Source organism: Chryseobacterium artocarpi (genome assembly GCF_001684975.1).
GTDB lineage: Bacteria > Bacteroidota > Bacteroidia > Flavobacteriales > Weeksellaceae > Chryseobacterium > Chryseobacterium artocarpi.
Genome location: NZ_MAYH01000023.1, coordinates 1 through 20,916, shown reverse-complemented (window position 1 = coordinate 20,916; position 20,916 = coordinate 1). Strand labels below are relative to the sequence as shown.

Annotated in this window: 12 protein-coding genes; 3 read left to right on the top strand and 9 right to left on the bottom strand. The window is 30.1% G+C overall.

Annotated elements, in window-relative coordinates:
- Positions 1-56: 56 nt before the first annotated feature.
- Both BBI01_RS08040 and BBI01_RS08035 read left to right on the top strand, forming a co-directional pair.
- Positions 57-857 (top strand): XRE family transcriptional regulator, encoded by an 801-nt coding sequence (locus BBI01_RS08040; protein WP_065394174.1) that lies wholly within the window; start codon positions 57-59, stop codon positions 855-857.
- A gap of 39 nt (positions 858-896) precedes the next feature.
- Entirely contained in the window at positions 897-1,505 is a 609-nt protein-coding gene (locus BBI01_RS08035; protein ID WP_065394173.1) for an alpha-ketoglutarate-dependent dioxygenase AlkB family protein, read from the top strand.
- Positions 1,506-1,539: 34 nt separating this feature from the next.
- On the opposite strand, the gene BBI01_RS08030 is transcribed toward BBI01_RS08035, so the two are convergent.
- The 9 genes from BBI01_RS08030 to BBI01_RS07990 form a co-directional block, all read right to left on the bottom strand.
- The gene (locus BBI01_RS08030; RefSeq protein ID WP_065394172.1) at positions 1,540-2,244 is read right to left on the bottom strand and encodes a hypothetical protein; all 705 of its coding nucleotides are present in this window, start codon (positions 2,242-2,244) and stop codon (positions 1,540-1,542) included.
- Between the two features lie 602 nt (positions 2,245-2,846).
- Positions 2,847-3,551, bottom strand: a complete 705-nt coding sequence (locus BBI01_RS08025; protein ID WP_065394171.1) for a hypothetical protein — start codon at positions 3,549-3,551, stop codon at positions 2,847-2,849.
- Complete coding sequence (locus BBI01_RS08020) at positions 3,508-9,765, bottom strand: P-loop domain-containing protein (protein WP_065394170.1); 6,258 nt, start codon at positions 9,763-9,765, stop codon at positions 3,508-3,510. Before BBI01_RS08020 ends, BBI01_RS08025 begins: the two co-directional genes overlap by 44 nt.
- Before the next feature lie 899 nt (positions 9,766-10,664).
- Positions 10,665-10,994 (bottom strand): DUF4280 domain-containing protein, encoded by a 330-nt coding sequence (locus BBI01_RS08015; protein WP_065394169.1) that lies wholly within the window; start codon positions 10,992-10,994, stop codon positions 10,665-10,667.
- A gap of 4 nt (positions 10,995-10,998) precedes the next feature.
- A complete protein-coding gene (locus BBI01_RS08010; RefSeq protein ID WP_065394168.1) occupies positions 10,999-11,259 on the bottom strand; it encodes a hypothetical protein in 261 nt (86 codons plus the stop codon).
- A 2-nt stretch (positions 11,260-11,261) separates the two neighbouring features.
- Positions 11,262-12,275 carry a polysaccharide deacetylase family protein gene (locus tag BBI01_RS08005; protein WP_065394167.1) on the bottom strand — a complete coding sequence of 338 codons (1,014 nt, stop codon included), beginning with the start codon at positions 12,273-12,275 and terminating at the stop codon, positions 11,262-11,264.
- A gap of 11 nt (positions 12,276-12,286) precedes the next feature.
- Positions 12,287-14,497 carry a type VI secretion system Vgr family protein gene (locus BBI01_RS08000; RefSeq protein WP_123862111.1) on the bottom strand — a complete coding sequence of 737 codons (2,211 nt, stop codon included), beginning with the start codon at positions 14,495-14,497 and terminating at the stop codon, positions 12,287-12,289.
- 491 nt (positions 14,498-14,988) lie between these two features.
- Entirely contained in the window at positions 14,989-15,966 is a 978-nt protein-coding gene (locus tag BBI01_RS07995) for an HNH endonuclease (protein WP_065394166.1), read from the bottom strand.
- A gap of 5 nt (positions 15,967-15,971) precedes the next feature.
- A complete protein-coding gene (locus BBI01_RS07990) occupies positions 15,972-18,347 on the bottom strand; it encodes a hypothetical protein (protein WP_065394165.1) in 2,376 nt (791 codons plus the stop codon).
- An 803-nt stretch (positions 18,348-19,150) separates the two neighbouring features.
- On the opposite strand from BBI01_RS07990, the gene BBI01_RS07985 reads away from it, so the two are divergent.
- Positions 19,151-20,788, top strand: coding sequence for a hypothetical protein (locus BBI01_RS07985; protein ID WP_065394164.1), 1,638 nt, complete (start codon positions 19,151-19,153; stop codon positions 20,786-20,788).
- The last annotated feature ends 128 nt before the right edge of the window (positions 20,789-20,916 follow it).

Genomic DNA, 20,916 nt, shown 5'->3' with positions numbered 1-20,916 from the left:
AAAATTAGAGACTATTTGTCCCAAAATTATTATATTTGCTGGCACAATTTGTCCCAATGTCAACTTTTGCAGATAATATAAGGTTTTTGAGAGGTAAACGAGGTTTATCCCAGAATGCTTTTGCTAATGATATTTTAATCATCAGCAGAGACCGGTATTCCAAATATGAAAGTGGTCGCTCAGAAGCGCCCTACGAAGTATTAATAAAGATTTCAAAGTACTTCAATATAAGTATTGATTTACTTCTTACTGTTGATATCCGAAAATATCCATTGGAAGAAATCCTGAAACTTCCTGATAATAGAATAGTCTTACCTGTTGTTGTAGACCAATTAGGAAACAACAGTATCGAGATAGTTCCGCAAAAAGCATCAATGGGTTATTTATCCGGCTACAGTGACCCGGAATATGTTGAAAGGCTGCAAAGGATCACTCTTCCTTTTTTAACCAATGGAAAATACCGAGCTTTTCCAGCTCAGGGAGATTCCATGCCTCCTTTTAAAGATGGATCTTATATTATCGGAAAGTATGTTGAAAATATTGAAGATCTGAAACCTGGTAAAAGCTACATATTTGTTACCTTCAATGATGGGATTTCTTACAAAAGATTCAATGCTAAGAAGAAAAAATCAATTACCGTAGCAGCTGATAATCCGTTTTATAAGCCTTATGATATTCCATTAGAAGATATTGTGGAGATATGGCAATACGCTTCCGGTATATTTCCAGAGGATTTTGAACCTGACAATCCAGACCATAACGTAAAAGATATGTTTCTAGAACTACGAAAAGATATTCAGAGATTAGAAAATTTAGCATTTAACGCTAACAATCGGTCTAATAAAGAAAGTTTATAAAAGGAATATTGTTACTACAAATTTTTAAAGAAATCTACAGTGAGTCAACTCAGTTTATTCAATTCAGAAGAATTTTATGAATTTCCAAAAGATCTATTGGAACACAGGGAAAATTTTCTTCAGCCAAAGGAAGCCGATGAACTCAAAGATCATTTACTACATACCGTTCAATGGGAACAGCGTACGCAAAAAATGTACGATAAGATGGTATTAACACCACGTCTCACTGCATGGTATGGGGAAAGTATAGAATCTAACGAATCAGACAATAATAAAAAGAAAACCAATCCATGGACTCCTGAACTTTTGTTTCTGAAAGAAAAAATTGAAAAAGAGTTTGGTTATCGCTTCAATGGTGTCTTACTCAATTTGTACCGGCATAATAATGATTCTGTTGCCTGGCATAGAGATAAAGAAAGCAAATACGGCAAACGACCGATTATTGCATCAGTAAGCCTTGGGCAAACCAGAAATTTCGATTTCAGAAAAATGGATCATCATCAAAGTAAATATAGTTTACCGCTTACTCACGGTTCATTACTCATTATGAAAGGTGACCTTCAGGAATATTGGGAACATAGAATTGCTAAGTCCACAATACCGATGAACGAAAGAATTAATTTAACTTTCCGATTTCGATTGAGGTAAACTTTTTAAGCTATCCTGAAAATGTTTAATCATTTCATTTTATCATGATGGTACTATCCTTTAAATTACTTTCCTTAAACAAATCTCCAAACTCTTTAATGATATATTTTTGATTACTTGTATTCTCAAAAATCACAAACTTATCATTATAATATCTAAATTCAGCTTTAGGATACTGAGATTGTACTTTATCCGTTAATAAAGAAATATTTTCTATAGAATTATAATCAAATTGTCTATCCAAAATATTTAATAGTATTGAGAATAAAACAGCAGTGATAACTAGTCCAAAAATTTTTAAACTAGTCTTTGCATTTCCCATATTTTTATAAAGAAAAATGAAAAAAATATTAATTCCAAGTACTATAAAGTTTTTGAACAGTTTATAATAATTTTCATCTACGAAATCCCTATAAATACTTAGTGTTAGCAATATAAAAGCAAAGAATAAAGTAATCCAGAATTTTATACGTTGTCGCTTATCATTCTTAATAACCAAATAAAAACCATAGGAAAGAATTCCTATAATATATAAGGGGGACCTGATAAGTATTAAAATACCATCAATTAGAAGCTGACTAATAGAAAAGTATTCTATTAGAGATGGAGCAAGTGATACTAATTGGTAAAGCTGCCCCAATCCACCTAACAACGTAGGTACAAAAATAATAATTGTAAAATATTCCTTTAGAAATGTTAATATACTATTTGCAAGAAGTGCATCAAAAAATCTTCTCATTTTTTTTATATTTATTAGGAGCAGATCCAGACGAAGTGTTGTAGCTCAAAACCTCCTCAAAAAACTTACTATTTGCTAAAAAATAAGTTCATAGACCCAAATTAGTAATATTATTTAAATTGTATGGAGCAAATTAATAGATCTTTCTGGTATTTATCATGACTTTTTAATTTCTATTCTAAAATTACAAACTTATCTGACTACATTCGCCCGTATTTATACGGATTTTATTAACGTATAAATACGGGGTTTTGTCCTATAATATTTGCAATACTACCTTACCTCAAGAAAATAATCTGTTTTTTCTTCACTTCTAATTCTCTCTTCTTCTAATACTTCAGACATAATTTGTACTTATAGTTTACAATCAATAAGTTCAACTTTAAAACTATCAATTGTTTTATTTCTTAGCTGTGATAATTAACCTAGTTTCGTTTTATTGAAGAACAACTAAATGTTAATATAAAACAAATTAAAAAGTATTTCATATTATTCCATTTCAAATTAAAAACTTTGAGGCGTTATTTTCACATTTGAATACAAATTTTTGAATTTAGTTTGCTATTTCACATTGACTTTACATAAGGACATTTTAAAGTAATTTATAAGATATTATTTAAATCATTTTCATAGTTTACTAATAAAATCTTATTTAATTCTAAATATTTTTTAAGTTCAGCAATTCTTTTTTGTAATCGCTTGATTTCAGAGTTTTTTACTAAATCTTCTTTGTTCTCATCATATAGTAAAAATTGATTATCAAGTATAGTTGTAATTATAGTTACATCTGCTCTATCATCCAATTCTGTTGAATTTTCTACCCATTCTCCAATATCTTTATCTATGGCTTTAGAAGCAGCCCTTTTTAAAGAATATTCAATCCATATTCTAGCCGTTTTATCAATTTCCTTAACAATATTTAACCAATCCTCTACTGATTTGTAATCAAAATGTTCTGTTGCAAATTCAGTAGTCTCATCTCTCTGCATAGCAGTATAAAAATAAGGTTCTTCGTTATCAGGACTCAATTGATTTAATGTATCTATAATACTTTCAAAATTATAAAATGGTCTTCTTCCCCGGGGAAGAGTATGTCGATTTTTCCATAATGACAATATAATTTCAAAACATTCCTTTTCAGCTTTATCCTTATCCATTCCTATTGATTCTTCTGCGTATGAAATCTTTTCTGCAAGATAATGAGCCATCCATCGTGACAAGGTATCAACACCTGGTTCTAGCTCTAATTCCTTCACAAAGAGTTTACCCAAGTTTATAATCTTTTTCTGTTGTTCTGAGTTTTCCATCTTCTGATAATAAAAATAGTTTTTGTATTGGTTTTGAATATTTGTAATTGTCATCGTCTCTACGATATTTATATGTGATATCTCTTTTTATTTCAACTTCTAAAATGAGTTCACAATCAAACTCTTTACACAATTGTTTTAAAAAATTTAACGATGCCTTTAGAATTTTACCGGATTGGCCAGGATTTTCAGTAATATTCCGTCTATAGCTGCTCCAAATTTGACACTTAAGAGAAACGTTTAAAGACTTTGGTAAAAACCATTTTTTTCCAATAGGATTTGATTTTAAGCCCAATTTATTTATTATGTCTTCACCTATGATATAAGGAGGATAATCTATGTTATCAGCATACGGATCATATTCATCAATTTTTTTTGAAGAATAATCTTTCACAATCCAACCCCTTAATTTAAATTTATTTGAATCAATTTCCATATCCTTTTCTTTATAATAGGGTAACTTATAATCATAGGGATCACTGCAAGTTTCTAATGCATTCATCAATGATGAGGAGCTATCTTTTGATACCAGTGCAGATCTAACAAGAACTCTTTCATTTTTATCAAGGTTAGTTTCTTCCCAAGTACCTTCGACATTTATCCATATATCATCATTTTCTGAGTCTGTTACTAATGCAGTATAAAAGCATTTTTCAGAAATGGATGATCGCCAATTATTCCTATCCTCAAACATCCATTCGGGACGTTTTAATGGTACGGGATCACGAAAATCTGCCAACCACCATCCATCCTCACATGTCAGCAAATGCCTCTCAATCCAATAATCAAACCCGGCATTCCAATCTCCTTTTGAAACTAATGGCATTTTTTCAAGTAATTTAGAAGCAACAACCATCATTGAATGATATGCCAAATAAAAGGTTGCGTCATCTGTTCTAGGATAATCAGTTTTATGATACCAAGTATCCCTCTCTCCATATGAACGATCCCATATAATATGTCTGGGATCATTCATATAACCATTCAAATATCCTAAGTTCCATTCATTTATGATTATTTCTGCTGCCAAATCTTCCACTTGCTTTGTGGGTATTCCAAACGCATCACCCAAACATTTAAACCAATAGTCTCCCATGTCGAGGCCAAAATGAAAGTCATGCTCTATATTAATTTCCTCATTAATATGCCAATAGCTATCAACCATCTCTCCATATTCAAGATTTATCAAGGGTAAACTGCTTTTACCAAATGCTTGTAACTTATCCAATATTTTGGGTTCGAAAACATATTTTTTATCTCCAGATATATTGAGTATAATTTCTGTTGCAAATTTCCGAATAAGAATATGCTGCTCTTCAGTTGCATAATGGATAAACAAATGTTTATAAGGAATTAACAATTCAGAGCATTCTTTTGAAACTCTCGCAAAAGCAATCAACAAATACATTTTAGCATGAAGTTGATAGAATGGAAATTTAACATGACCAAAGGCACCTATTTTTTCTTCCTTTAGCCATTTAATCAATTCATCAATGATCTCTATACAATTAAAATTACAGAGAGTCCTTACACTATGTACACTGCTCCAGCGTTCTTTAGAGCGTGGAGAACCAAGCGAGGCCCAAATAAAACCAGCTATTTGATTACTAATAGATTTTGAAGTCATTAGTGAATCTGACCATTCTCCTTCTCCAAAATCTTTTTCAATATGAAGTTCGAATCTTTTCAATGCATAATCGGTTAAATCTAAAGCTTGGTTAGAACTAATTAGCGAACTTGCAACACTTACAAAACCAAAGAACATATAAGCATTGGAAAGCTCATGCCTGCTGGCCAAACCCTCAAGTATACCTTCCTTTAGCTTATCTATTTCAGATTCATCTAAATTAAGCTCCTCTACAAAAATTTTGTAAGAGTATGGGCTGGCAAGATCTACAGCAAAATTAATCCCTATTTGATTGATAATAGATAGCCTTTTTTTTCTAAAACTCACTTTATTCTTCCATATCTCGGAAAGTAATTTGAAAAAAGTTATTATTTCATAGCGATTTATCGTTGAATTCAGTACTACATCAATAAATCTAAAATAATCTTTACTATTTAGTCTTTGCAAAATTTCCTTCCAAAAAGACTCAATATTAATAAAAGAATGCTTTCTTTTTGCCTTCAATGACTGTATACACTCCTCAAATACATCATTATTAAGAACATCCCGCTCTCCAAATAATTCATCCCAGTCCATTTCATCTTTAATCTGTTGTGAAGGTGGTATTTTATCAGGATTATGATCAACAATTTCTTTTTTATCTTGATAACAAGATAATATACGATCTAGCTCACTACTTTCAATATTACTTTGTAATGCTATTTGTTCAATTTTTTTGTAATATTCAAAACTTGTCCCTTCTATTTGAAGGAGATAAAGCGCATCGCTGAAAATATCCTCCTTGATTTTTTTATCCTTTTCTTTTTCTATACATAAGGAAAGTAAATTTTCATGATGGTGATGATCAGGCAAGAATCTTAACATTCCCCAAGCTTCCGAAGAAGAAATCTTATCAGATTTTATAAGCTCTACAAGTAGTGCTTTAAACTGAGACGTAAATCCCCCCACATTTTTATCTCGCCATCTACTCAATCCTGCTAATCCCATCCCACTAGACATTTTTGTACAAACAGCAATTGCTTCGTTGCTATTCCAATCCCTATCACCTGCATACTCCGCTACTATTTCCGCACAACGAATGAACCGGTATGCAAGCTGATCTGAAACAGTATTTGATAAACAACTTTGCTTAGAAATGGAGACTAAGCTTTCCCATCTTAATACAATTTCATCACCAAATTTTGACACTATATTTACAGCTTCTTCAAAATAAATACTAGCATCTTCAGGGGCTGTATTAAATACAGCTCTTGCCAATCCGATAAATCTTTCAGCTGTTTCTTCCGGACCATTATTAGTTATGCTTTTAATTCGGTTATAGAGTTTATACTCAAGGTTTTCTTTTATATGAGCAATATGAGATGTTCTAAATGCTGTTCTAACAAGAGCAAGTTCATCAGGAATCCATAAATTCTTATTGTCTTCGATGTAATTTTCATAAAAACAAGATAAATCATTGCGTTCTATCCTAGTAGATATAATCAAAATCAATGACTGAATAAATGCTATTTCATTTTCTAAAGTATCATGGGATTTATATCTTCTAGCCCTTGATTCTTTTGATTTTTGTTGAGCAGCAGAAACTTCCTCTAGAAAATTCAGGATATTTTGACTAAGAACTTTTATTCTAATTAAGTACCATGGTAATAGTCCATAAATTACTTCTCGAAACTCTTTTATTTCATTGTTATCATCGTATGATTTTTTCTTTATCCCAATAAGATTTTTAGGTAAAATGGTTTCAATATCAATTTCGGCTTCTCCATTTAAATAACTTCTTATAGCTAATGCTTTCAAATAAATTGTTCTTTCTGTTGTTTGATAGCCATTGTAAATCATTGACGAAGCTCTCTCAGGAATATAATGTCTTAATATTCGAAGAAGCATGTGAGATTCTAAATTGTTATATACACACGCCTCAATAAAAGCTACAATAGCAGAAGTTAAGCTTGTATTATTATAGAATTGATCCGGTTTCTTTATTCTAAATTTTGAAGAAGATAGGAGTACCACACAATTTTGAAGGTATTTTTTTTCAGGGACTTTACCAATTTCTGCAAGTTCACTAACAAGTGCGAGAATATAGTATGGTTCTTGAGTGCAATTTTCAAGGAAACTGTCGATTGCTTCAAAATTATCTAGATCTATCAATCTCTTTGTTAAGTCTTTTAGAATTCCAAAAGCATATTTCTTAGATCTGAAACGATTAAGAAAGTCAATACAATCTATTACTCCATAAATATTAAAATATGAATAGGCAATTTCTAAAACATCACCCGCAGTAACTTTATTATGCGAATAATGATCATTTTCATCATTATCTTCCTCATAGTATATTTTTAACCAATTCACCGCAGCTCTCAGATATCCTCTGGCTTCTCCTTTGTACTCGTGAATACCTGAAAGTAAGGAAGCGGTGTATATATTTTCTGAACCATTCCAATCACCAAATAACAACCTCTTAAATGCAATATCCTGAACTTGTTGTTTGTCCTGTAATGCAACCAGCAAATCGATGTTTTTTTGAAACAAATTAAGTTGTCTTTGATTACCAGCAACTTCCTCACCTGCACGCATAGCAATCTTAATGGCACTATCATATTGTTTTGCCCTAAGTGCAGCACGAAATGCAAATTGCAATCTATATACTCTTACGTTCCTTGCATCAATTGGATTATCTTGTGGTAAATGATCCTCTGAAAGGGCAAGATCAATCAGTTTCTGATATTGCTCTGACTGTAAATATAAATGAGGTAATATTTCTGCTACATACGTATATTGACTAGCTAATGGTTCTAACAACCTGATGTACGACTCAAAATCTTTCTTTTTTGCAAAAAAAGTTTTTCTAAACCATGTTTCAGTAGGTTCGTCTCTAAATTGTACTGATTCACCAGAAAGCCATAAAGAGCGACCAATATCTGCAACAAAGCTGATAACAGCATCAGGGCTTACTCTAGCTGCTTTTGCTAAAATTTGGATAGGAATATGCGGTGGTAAGCTTGCTAATCCCATACATATCGCTTGAATCTGATCTTGATATGATTCAGATAAAAAATCTTTTATTGCAGATACTGCGCTATCTAACTGTAATTCAATTTGTTTTTCAACAGTCGTTCCTGCAGGTCCAAGCCGATTTAGTAATTCTGAAATACTAGATGCTTTAGTATTCAGAGCATTTGCCTGCACTCTTGGATTTCCGCTTGTCAAACGATGAAACTCGTAACCATCCTTTTGATCAGCTTCGGGAAACCATTTTTGTAGATTTAATAATGATTCTGATTTTGTAAATGTTGTAAGTTCTAATTTAGAAATTTTAGAAGACGGCTTTAATAAATCGATTCGTTCTGTTCTACATAATAAAACAAGTTTACATCCTTCTGGTATGTTTTCAAGTAATAGTTCTTTAGCAAAACATGGATCGCTATTTTCCTGCGCTGCCATCTCCGCATTATCCGCAGCATCAATCAATATAAATAATCTAGCTGATTCATTTGTCTTTTTTAATGATTCTATAGCCGCTTCAATCCTCCATAAGAATTTCTTCATGATATTACTATCCAAAGTACTGTCTTGGACTATAAGAGGATCACATAATCCTTTCACTGCTAATTCGTTTACAATTTGAACCAGTGCGTCCCTATGCCTATGTCTTGGTTCACTACGATTTCGATAACGTCCTGCTCCAAAACAGTCATAAGCTACTGCTATAGAATGAGAAGGTAAAGTATCTATAAGTTTTCTGCAAAAAACAGATTTACCAACTCCACCAGAAGCATGCACAATTACCGGATATTTAGAATTTGAAATAGTCTCAATAAGCTTCAAATGCTGTGTTCTTTCAACAATATTTTCAGAAACCTCCCATATTGCTGGTGCTGGAAAGAGTTCCTTTTCAGAAGAGAAACCAAAACGCTTTAAAATATCCTCTCGGGTAATTATTCTATTGGAATCTGGTAATATCTTTTCTTGTACAAGAGCAACAATATTTTCAACCTGAGCATTATCTACTGCTCCTGCAAAAATTTGAGACAATTCCCATCTCAATTCATTTTTTTGGTTGTTATAATTACCCTCACTATCTTGGAATTCTAAAAGTGAACAGAAATTAAATAAATTCTCAGAAGTCAATCCACTGTACTTTTCAATTGTTTTCAGAAACCTTCCATTAACTTTTTTACCATCAGCTAAATAGGAAATATTTTTTTTGAAAGAAGCTTCTATTGGTCTGTTAGTAACTATATGGAAAGAATATATTGGTACTTTAGGTTCTTGCAAATGTTGAGAGAATCTTTTTGCAAAACCTTCTATCGTTTCTTTTAAATCACTAATAACAAATGGATTATCTTTTTGTTGAGTTGTATGCTTAAGTTGATAATACTTGATAATAGTCTCTCCTTCCGTTGTATCATAATATTCTGAAACATCAATAACATATTCTCCCTGTTTACCATCCTCATTCGAGCCTTCTATAATAACAGATTTTAAAGAAGAAATAGGATAAATTAGTGATAAGCAACGGCGAGCAGCCCAGCGATAATGAAAAATATCTCCAGCCCTAGAATAAGCAACTAACTCATTTGACATTATTTGATTTGTTTTGTTTTAAATTTTATTAATATAATTTTGCATAACTATTTTTTAATTGCCATTTCTCTAATTAGTATGGTTTTCAATAATTTTGTCCCATCGGTAAAACATTAGTGTAGTGAAAAAAGGATGATAAATCTCTTTTGGAGCTTTGGTTGAACCCCTTATAAACGGATTGTATATAAATTCATATGTAGTACATTTGCGAACCGTTGGTTTATGATATGAGATTTTGAGAAAAAAGAAATACTGTAGCAAACAGAATTTCCAAAATCACAATTAAAGTTTTCTTGTTATTATTTTTTGATTAATTTACAAATAAATACCGAATTGAAGTTTATATTGCTACAGAAAAAATATCTACTTTTCATATCAAACACTTAAGTATTCCATCAAGATTATAAATAACCATATTTCTTCTTTCAGTTCTTCTTTTAAATTAAAAATAACTAGAAATATTTATCTATAAATACGGAAATCCACAATAAAAAACATTCCTTCATTTTAGTAATTTTATATCAAAAATGGACAATCCTTTTTTTTGAAATATTAAAAAATATCAATTTTTCATTCCAAATGATTGAAAATACAACCACCTTCTATTTTAATTTACGTATAAATTTTGAAATAAATCAAAAATACAACATGATATAACATAGCTCATATGCACTCACTAGTGTCGGTCCAAAAATTATCTGATCAGCATGTATTAATTTACCTATAGATACTCTCCTCTTAAATAGCCACAATTAGAGTTCTAAGTTAAATATCTTAAAAAAGTCTACTTAACAATGGTGAATTTTTACTTTCAGTCCCTTTAGATATGCAAAAAAACTTAGCTATTTGAATGTTTCTTTGGCTATACAAGATATTATTCCCCACCTTGCAAAACAGTATCATTCTTCAACAAAATTTTGACTAATATTTACAACCGAAATTTCGCCTCCAACAGAACACTGACAGGTAGAATTGTCTAATAGCTCCTTTTTACCTTCAATCTCAAAATCAGAGGTATTATCCCACTTAATTGGTGAAGGAGTACAGGAAGATCTTAAAATACTACATACTCCAAAGGGTTTTATGTTAATGTTGGGCTGTTTGTCCTCTTCTGTGGCCTGTAGTTTTCCATCAATGCTCATAAAGGATTGACTTGTTACTGTGAGCGGCGTTCGTGAAGCTCCTTTATCACACTTTAGTTGGGTGGTATCTGTTATATATTGAGACATTCTTTTATTGTTTTTTATGACAATCTATTTCTTTCAATCCCATATACTCCCAGAAACCTCCAACCTTTCTATAAAACTGGATATCTTTACCAAAATAAGCCTTTCCCACCTCTGAGTCATAATCATACTCATATACGCCAAATTTAACCCAGCATAATGAGAGCTCTCCACACTGTTTATTAGTTTCAAACGGATAAAAATACAATCCTACAATAAATAAAGCAGTACAAAGAAGTAATAACATTCTTAAAAATATTTTTTTCATAGTTAGTATTTATCTAATGTTTTAAAATCAGCTTTCCGTTTTTGAAAATAATCAATAAGTTGCCCCAATTTGTTTATTTCATCTTTGTTTTTCAAATCTACAACTCCATTAACTAATTTTCCATTTCTGAATGCTCTTTCGTGCATTAACAAGATAACTTTTCCATTTTTCTTTCCAACAGCATCCCATAAACCTCCATAATAAGACATATCTAATAGTTCATCACGAACAGTTTCCCAAGATTCTGAAACCCTATCAAATCCAATATATTGTTTCGAGTACATATCATAATAAGGATGGACATCATCATCATTACCAAAATCCATAGTTTTATTAGTAACTTTTTCCTGAACTTTTGCAACAGAAGCATTTTTAAAATCCCAACTCTTTATATTCCATTCACAATCCCAACCGTATACTTGATATCCTCTTTTTTCAAATAATTCTTTGGCTTCATCTTTTGTATCCTTACTATTATCGGAATCAATATCTACAAACTCTTTAGTATGCCAGGTATTTCTTCCTGGAAATCTAGCCAATGGGACAGTCTGATTTTTAGATAAAGGAACACTCCTATTCTTTATAGCTCCTTTTCCATAAATTTCATCTAAGTAATATAAAATTTGTTCTTTACATTTTGTAAAATCAGTAAATACACTTCTTTTATCTTCTGGTTTACTTCCATCTCCTATATATTTAATCCCTTCCTTATAGGCATTTTTATAAAAATCATTTACATGTGAATAGCTATGGTTACCTATAGCGTGATTTTCATATATATCTTTTAATACATCTAAAGCTCTCTTTCTATCCTTACTTTTCTCAATAAAGTAATATAAATGTATCCCCGTTAAGAAAAATGTTCCTTTGATTCCTTTTTCCTTTAATAATTGTAAGACTTCTTCCGTTCCTGCTTGTATTCCATCATCAAAAGTTAAATAGATTTCTCTCTGCACAATCTTAACAGGCTTAGAGTCTTTTAATTCCCGTATAGCTAATATTTTAGTATCTCCCATGACTTTAACAATTAAGCTTGTTGTTTTTCTACTTTTACACTTCTCTTTAACTCTGCAAAACCATCTTTTTTAACATTCCCCGTAAGAGTTATTTCCTTCTCTCCATTATTTATGTCTTTATCATCTACTTCGTATACAGTTAGTGTAATCGATTCTCCCTCTTCATAGTTTCTAGTATAAACCAATAAACTTATTTCCTCATCATAAGATGCCATTGCAATTTCTTTATTCATATCTGCATCCATCCATTGGGCACTTACTATTTGCTTTTCTTTAGTATACTCAAACTCACCATTTTGAGGGAGCTTATTCATTTGAGGAGCTTTGTACTCAATCTTATCTTTAGCTGTTAATAATGAGTTAGCTCCATATACATGCATTCTGTCTTTTGCTCCGAACTCTGTCTGTCCATCAGTATATCCTATGAATTTTTCTTTGCCATACAAGTCTAAGTGGGCTCTTGCTGAAATTTCAGTATTAGTTCCAGCATTGATAATAGTCTTCTTGCCACTGTCTTGGCTTATCTCCTGCTTGGCAATAATCTTTATATTTTGCCCCACATTGGTATCCATATTCTTTCCTGCCTTGGTTTCAATATTCTCTTCAATATCAAACTTAAGGTTCTTAGATTTTATAGTAATGGTTTCATGGGCAGTAATGTTGATGTTACTTCCCTTTGTATCAAATCTGAGCTCATTACCACTTTTATCGGTCAGTAAAATACTTTCATCCTCTGTAAAGACAAGCCTATGGCCACTTCTGGTCTGTAGGGATTTTACACGGTTATCCATACCACCTCCCAAGCCTACACCACCGTGGAACATTCCACCCATTGCGAAAGGGAAATCAGGATTATGATATTCAAAGTTGACCATCACTTGGTCTCCAATTTCTGGAACAGTTACAAGGCCTCTATTCTGGCTTACTGCATCTGTGCCACCAGCATCTGGGCTCATCATTCGGATAAAATTAGTAGTATCATTCAACTGCCAATCAAACTGCACCTGTATTCTGCCTTGATTTAAAGGGTCTGCATTAGAAATGACCGTAGCTACCTGTGGTTCTGCTTTAGGTGTAACAAAATCAGGTTTAGGCATAAAGCCTGTTCCCTCGGCTATAGCTTCAAAACTTCCTGTATAATAACCTCTGGCATCCACTTCATGGCTTATTTCTGTCATCATTAGGGTTGTGAAATGGGAGGTCTGATTACTATCCTGATTTCTCATGTCTATATCTGCAACGCACCCTATGAACAGAAAAGGAACTGTTGTTTTTCCTGAAACCGTAAAAACTTCTACTGCTTTACTTCCTCTTGCACTCTTTTGAGAGTCATCCACATCCAAAAACATATTGGCATTGATAGGAGTGGGAGTAAGTGACCTTGTTCTGAAAATATTATCATTCAACTCATAGGCTTTGGATGATAGGTCTCCTAAATGCTTAATCTCATTGTTAGAACCGTTCATTTTAGCATGACTACTGCTATTATAACCGAAGTATTCAGGTTTAGTGTGTACTGCTTTTAATTCTACCTGTACATCTGTAACATTGCTTCCATAGATAAGCTGTATAGGCTTTTCAGATGGAGGGAGTTTTCCAAAATGTAATATGTACCCATCATAGTAAAATTGTTCTCCGTAAGCTTCTGCCAATCTTGTCAGGTAATTGTAATGTGTTTCACAATACTGTGCACTGTAATTGATATAACCCTTATTTTGAGTTTCTATTCTGAAATCAAATATACTCGTTCCTAATGCTTCCTTAATAATTCTATCTGCAATGATAGCAGTATTTACAGATTGATTACCTCCGAAACTCTGAGTATGTGGAGCTGAATCCATCAGAATTGTTGGGCTGTAGCCTTTAAGCACAATATTACCAAGGCTCATTTGCTCCTGACTAAATGCAATCTTTGTAATGACACCAACAAAAGTTCTTTCAGGGCTTTCGTTTTCAGCATCTTTATATTTAAATGTTACTGTAATTCGTTTTCCTAAAAATTGTTGGGCTTCTTCAAGATTATGGTTCTGTACTTCACCCAAAGAATCATGAGCTAAAGTCAGTTCAAAATAGTGATGGGTTCTGGCACTCTGCTGTAAACGGAAGTGTTTAAAATGACTGATAGATTTCCCTTCAACCACAATATCAAGTTTAACCACACGGTTAATACCTGCTATATGGTTCTCTGAAATCTTTTCAGAATTGGAAGTATTCTTTCTCATTAATACTGTGGTATTTGTGTTTATATCACCAAATATAGACAAATGTATAATACCACATATACTAATTTTGAAAAACTTAAAAAAGTGTCGTAAAACTACGATTGATGAGAAAGATAATAATGGAATTTTGTATTCATAATTATAGTGTCCAAAACAACGTTAAGATAACTTTTATTAAAATAAGCATTATCTGCTGGTACTAAAATCATTTCTTAAACCAAGGTTATACTCTATTAATTAGCATTAACTTGTGTAGTGTTCACAATAACTATTAGTTTTTCATATCCTCTTTTGTAATTGACAGAATTAGAAAAAGAATGGAAAGTAAGAATATCTACAAATGCAAAAGTCCTACTAAACAAGAAAGTAGATATAATTCCACAAGAATACATAGATAAATGAGCTAACATAGATCCCATAAAAAAATTTATATCTAGGATGATGTAAATCAAAAAGGATTTAAATTTTACTTTGCAAATTCACAAATCATATCAAAGGCTTAACAATTTTTCAATAATATCATTTTTAAATTTACTAAAAGGACGTTTATGATAATCCTCTTCATTTTTCTCTATATTAAAAAGTAGTCTATATTTCTCAGCTTCAGAAGGTTCCTTTTCATGCAATTTATCTAATAAATATTTGAGATAATTCTGGGGATATTTTTTCCTAAGATCATAAAGGTCTTTAAGTTCCAATTGAGCATGAGCCTGATAAATATCTTCAATAAGATTAAATTTTAGTGTTTTTAGAGTTTTATTTCCTTCTATATCCCTGAAGAGAACAAAAAGCTTTTTTGTATTCTTATCAAAATTAAAATCAAATTTAAATTTATGGTTAGACTCAGCAAAATAAGGGTGTAGCAAGTTACTCAAAGCTTCACCTCTCCACCAATCTTTATTTTTATCCGTGCTTCCTTTCATATGGTTGCAAGATGAGCATGCGGGAATCAAATTGTAAAATGATAGTGCTAAAATCGGAAATTTATCTTTTGGAAACCAATGGTCAAGTTGGGCTGACGCATACTTTGATGTTATTGACAATGTATAATTTCTATTACAATATGTGCAAGTTGACCGATTTAAATGATTTAAAAATTGCTTCCCATTATTAGTCTGAAAATATGTTTTATAACCTGATTCTTTAAAAAGACTATATAATGCCTCACGATCATCTTTACTGAAATTTTCCTTATCAAATTTATCATCCAAATCAACTAATAGATGAGGCTCATTCATTAATAATTGATCTATAACATCTAAAGTAAAAAAATCTTTTACTCGCTTACTGAAAGTATGTTGATGAAGTTTAGTTTTCAAATTTTTACAATCTGTACGCTTACAATAATCGCATGTACGCTTTTCTCCTTTTTTAGAAGGTTTTTTGCCATGGATTTTAACTTTAAGCCAGCATGGAACAGTCTCTTTGTAGAAGTTTAGTGCCTCAGAATATTCATTAATATATAGCATAAGATCTATTTAGATATTTCTTTAAACATTTCATCCAATTTCTTACTTATTAATGGCTCCCCGATCATAGAAATGATTTTTGAAATATCCTGATTTTTATATAATGATAAATCTTTTAATTCATTTTCTATCTCTTCTTTTAACTTTATTAAAACAGCATTGGTCTTAGCAGAAAAATATGAATTTTCAATATCATTATTAATTTCGTTTATTTTATATTGGCAATAAACTTGATTAATAATTTTATCTATTTTATTACTTGCAAACTTTCCTACTGTGTTACCTCCTAAAAAAAATTCATCTGCTAATAAGTCATGAATATTTGCTCCAAAAGAATTTGCTCCATCATTACTACTTAATGGTATTCCTTCGCTTAATCTTAAAATATTCTCGGTTGGAATATCTGATAGTATAAATGGAGAATGTGTAGAAAAAATAATATTAAAAGAAAAATCTTTAAATTCTGAAATAGTTAAATTTTGAATAAGATTACTAATAAAATTTTTTTGGAATTCAGGATGAAAATATAACTCAACTTCATCAAAAATGATATTAATATACTTATATACTTTTTTTCTACCTTTTTCTTCTATTGATTTGATATTATAAAGATGATAAGTAATATTAAGTATTGAATGAATCATCTGCTGTTCTCCTGAACTAAGCCTATTAAATGGATATTCTTTTCCATTTTTTTTCATTAATATTTCTGGCTCAAAAAAAGAAATGGGAATATTATAAATATCTTTATTTAAAAACTTTTTTCCAATCTCAACATTGTATAAGTCTTTATTTATTTGATTATTTTCATCGAATGTAGATTTAATATTTATCAAACCAAAAATATTACTAATAAAATAGTTGATAGCTTGCTTGAACTTAAATGTAATGTGTGTATTGTCTCTACTTAAATCAGCAATATAGTTTGACAAAACAATTATTCTATTATTATCAACGATATCGCTAAGCTTATCAAATACAAAATCAACAACATTATTGATATTTGAATGATTTTGTTTAGAAGATAAATTTATAATTTCAAGGATCTTTTCTTCAAAATTAATATCAATTAAATTTAATATAGGATGTTTTTGGATATAAGATTTAAAGGACTCCAGAATTTGAAAATCAAATATTCTAATAGGAAGAGATTCATCTAGACTTTCAACTCCAGTCTTTTTTCTTAAATTTTTTTTAAATTTTTCAATATCAATTTTAAAAATGTCATTATCCCCCCAAAATAAAAAGTGATATTTTTTATATTCATCATAATTGTATGAAATTCTTTTCAGCTTTTTAAAAATGTACAATAAGCATAGATAGCTAATTTTTTCTTGATGGTTTATAAATAAGTCATTTAATAAAAAATTCCTGTCTTCAACTCTTCCTCTAATAAACAGCTTTAATGACTTAATTGCTGCACTATTTTTTTTACTAAAAATAATGTCTATGAGATCTGAGATTTTATTTGGCCCTGCAAATTTATTTATATCAACAAATGTGATGATATCATCTATGATTAACTTTTCTTTTCCTCCTTCAGATTGATCATTAGCTATATATTGAGCTTTGGTAATATTCAGAAAATAATTTACTTTGTATAGCTCTATACCGTCAACCAAAGTGTCATTTTCAATAACAAAATGATTGAGTATTAACCTTGCTTGAGCTAAATTATATTCATTATTTACATCTACATTACCTTCATTTCTGAAAGGATTGATTACTATTGGAGTTTGATAACCGTCATTTTTATGAAATAGTGTTTTAACCCAGTTTCCTGAAACTTTACTATTCAGACTGTAAATACTATAATTAATCACTAATGAATAAAACTTAAATAAAATTTCAGTTACATTTTTTACTTTGATAAAATTATCATTATCAATGGCTTTAAAAACAGTAGTTTTAACCTCTGAAGCTGTATTCTTATGTACAATTTTATAATATTCATTATTATATAAATAATAAATTTCCAAATCTATTTTATTATAGTTCACTTCACCATACTTAAACTTCAATATTTTGCTTTTTTTACTGATATTGAAAATGAATGAATACAAAAGTTCAAGCAAAGTGCTTTTTCCACTTCCATTTTTTCCGACAATTGCAGATACGCTTACATTTTTTCCATAAAAAAAATCTGGTACTTTTTGAATATATTGTATTGTTGTTATTTCATAATACTCTAATTCTTTTTGATTTTCACTTTCTAAAAATCTGTTTTGTACATCAATTGCAGAAACCTTTTCATTATCATTATCCAAAAATTCATAATCATATTCGTTGTAAAATCTGTAAATACAGTTTTTTCTTAGATTTTTAAGAAAAATTGATTCACATTCAATTAAAGGACGTATTGCTAGTAACTTGAAACTCATAAAATGATATATTAGTTTTTAATTATAAAAATTATTCTATGTAAATAATTTTCATTAAATCTATTCAAAAAAATTTATACAAGCACATTGTCAAATTTGTATATCAATTAAATGTAAACCTAGAGAAACTATTTTAAAGCAGAACTAGCAATCTTCCAAAATACAAAATCTCAAAGGTCTTATCTCAAACTTTTTACTCTTTTATGTATTCTAATAGTTTCATAACGATATCTTATAAATAATATAGTCAAAGAGAAGACTTCCTTAGCAGTGATAATTAACTTAGTATCGTTTTTTGAAAACATCAAAATGTTAATCTAAAAAAAATAAAAAGTACTTCATATTATTACTATTATAAACTAAAAAACTTTGAAGTACTATTTTTCACATTTACTCTGAAAAACCTTAATCAATTAAGTAAAAAATACCCCTTTTGTGGTATTCTAATTTATTCAAAAATCCCTAAATTTAGGAACTATAATAGCCACAAATTCCAAACACATGATAAAAAAGTTTCGTTTACTTTCAAAGCAGACAGTAATTAAGAATCCATAATATTCTTAATAATAACACCATTTGATTTTAATCATATTTCCAGTATACATAAAACATTATATAACGTTTTGGACATTCTAAAAAAACGTGTTTTTACTATAATTTAAAACAAACTAAAGTTAGCAAAATGGGAAAAACCAAATTAAAATTTAAACTCAAACATCTTCAAAGTATTAAAATAATCCACCTGAGAATTAATTATCAAGAATATGATGAAGACGAAATCTTTTAACTAAAAAATATAAACCATGAAAACAATTTTATTCTTAATGATGATTGTGTTAGGAGCAACCACTATTATAGCACAAGAAAAAAGTGAAAAGAGTCCTAATATATATATTAATGCCATTACCGCTGATCAGAACTATTATGACAAAGCAATTTTAAATTACAAAATTTTAAATCATGTTATTTCGAGATTTGGAACGATTGATCAAGTTTTACCTAAAGAAAAACCTTTACTGTCTTTGTTATTAAAAAATAAGATGGACAGTATAAGTGTAAAATCATATAAGGATTCTATAAATAAAGAAATATTAAAAAGAGAATTCTGTATAAAAAATGGTGTCCCTACCATGAAATTATTCGATGTTGATGGAAAAGACAACATAAGAGATGAGCAAATAAGAAAATTGAGACAGGTAGGAGTTGAAAAATGTTTTTTTCAGTTTCCTTTGATGGTAAAAGATCTTACATCAGGCTTCCAGTTCAGACATTATGTCTTTGATCAAGATAATACAGCTGCTATTAAAGCGTTTGGCATCAATAGTACACTCGGGGCAAAAGCTAAATATATTATTATTGATTACTTACAGTATACTGATAATAATTGCCCAGGGTTACCTAAAATTAGACATGCGATTGGCATAAGAGCTGAAATTACTTTTTATAATTTTTCGAGTAAATCAAATATTAATATAAGCAGCTTACCAGCAATTGCAGCTGATGCCCAAATAAATAACAAACATGTAAATATTTCTATTAAAACAATAGGAATAACTGGACTAGGAGCTAAATTTAATATCCCTAATAATACCAGTTTCAATGTTGATACATATGCCGATTATCAAAAAATTATTGATTTCATAAGAACTTTCAAAGGAGATACCCCTGATAATATCAATCGAAATACTAATCTGAACGGGAATTTAATTAAACATGATTCCACAATTCTATTCAAGCCTCAATTAATTCCTGTAATGGATGAATATCGCGTTACAGATGTTATTACGGACGATAATTCTTTAGATTTTATACAATCATTTGAAAAAAAATTAAAAAAAGTTGAAAGGAAAATGATTAGAAGTTCAAAAAAATCTGACAGTATGCTTTATGCTTATTATGGACAAGAAAAAGAATTTATTGAAAAACAGTACAAAGAATATTTAGAAAATAGAAGAACATTGAATACTGTACAACATCATAATGACACTGAACAATACTCATTAATTTTAAAATTACTTTATCCTACAACAATTGATAGTGCACAAATTAAAACACTTAGTGAGGAGTTGCAACAAATACCACTTTTAGATCAAATCGAAAGAGATGCATATATAGCTTTGCTTAATAAAGATATTCAGATTGCAAAAAATAAGTTTGAAGATTTAGAAAAGATGTCTCCAAAATACAAATCGGCTTATGAGATATCTAAATATTTAGACTCCTTGCCTAGTAATTTAAAGAATCAAGATTGGGATAAAATATATCAAGATGTTACAAAAGATTATCTTTGGAAAGCTCCCAATGATATTAAACAGGAATTTAAAGAGAGAGTTTCATCACGCAATAAAAGTACATTGCAAACTATTAATAATATCCCACAAAAACAGATTATAAAACAAGATCCTAAGAAATCAAAATATAAATCAACCACTAAACGTTAATTGTAATAGTTTGAATCTGATCTGACAGTTGGGCAATTTTAACTATGCAGCTGGAGGTATTTCAACATCCTCTCTTTTTGAAATTTTATTTTCACCAATGTCATAGTTTATAGTAGTGTCATTATTGA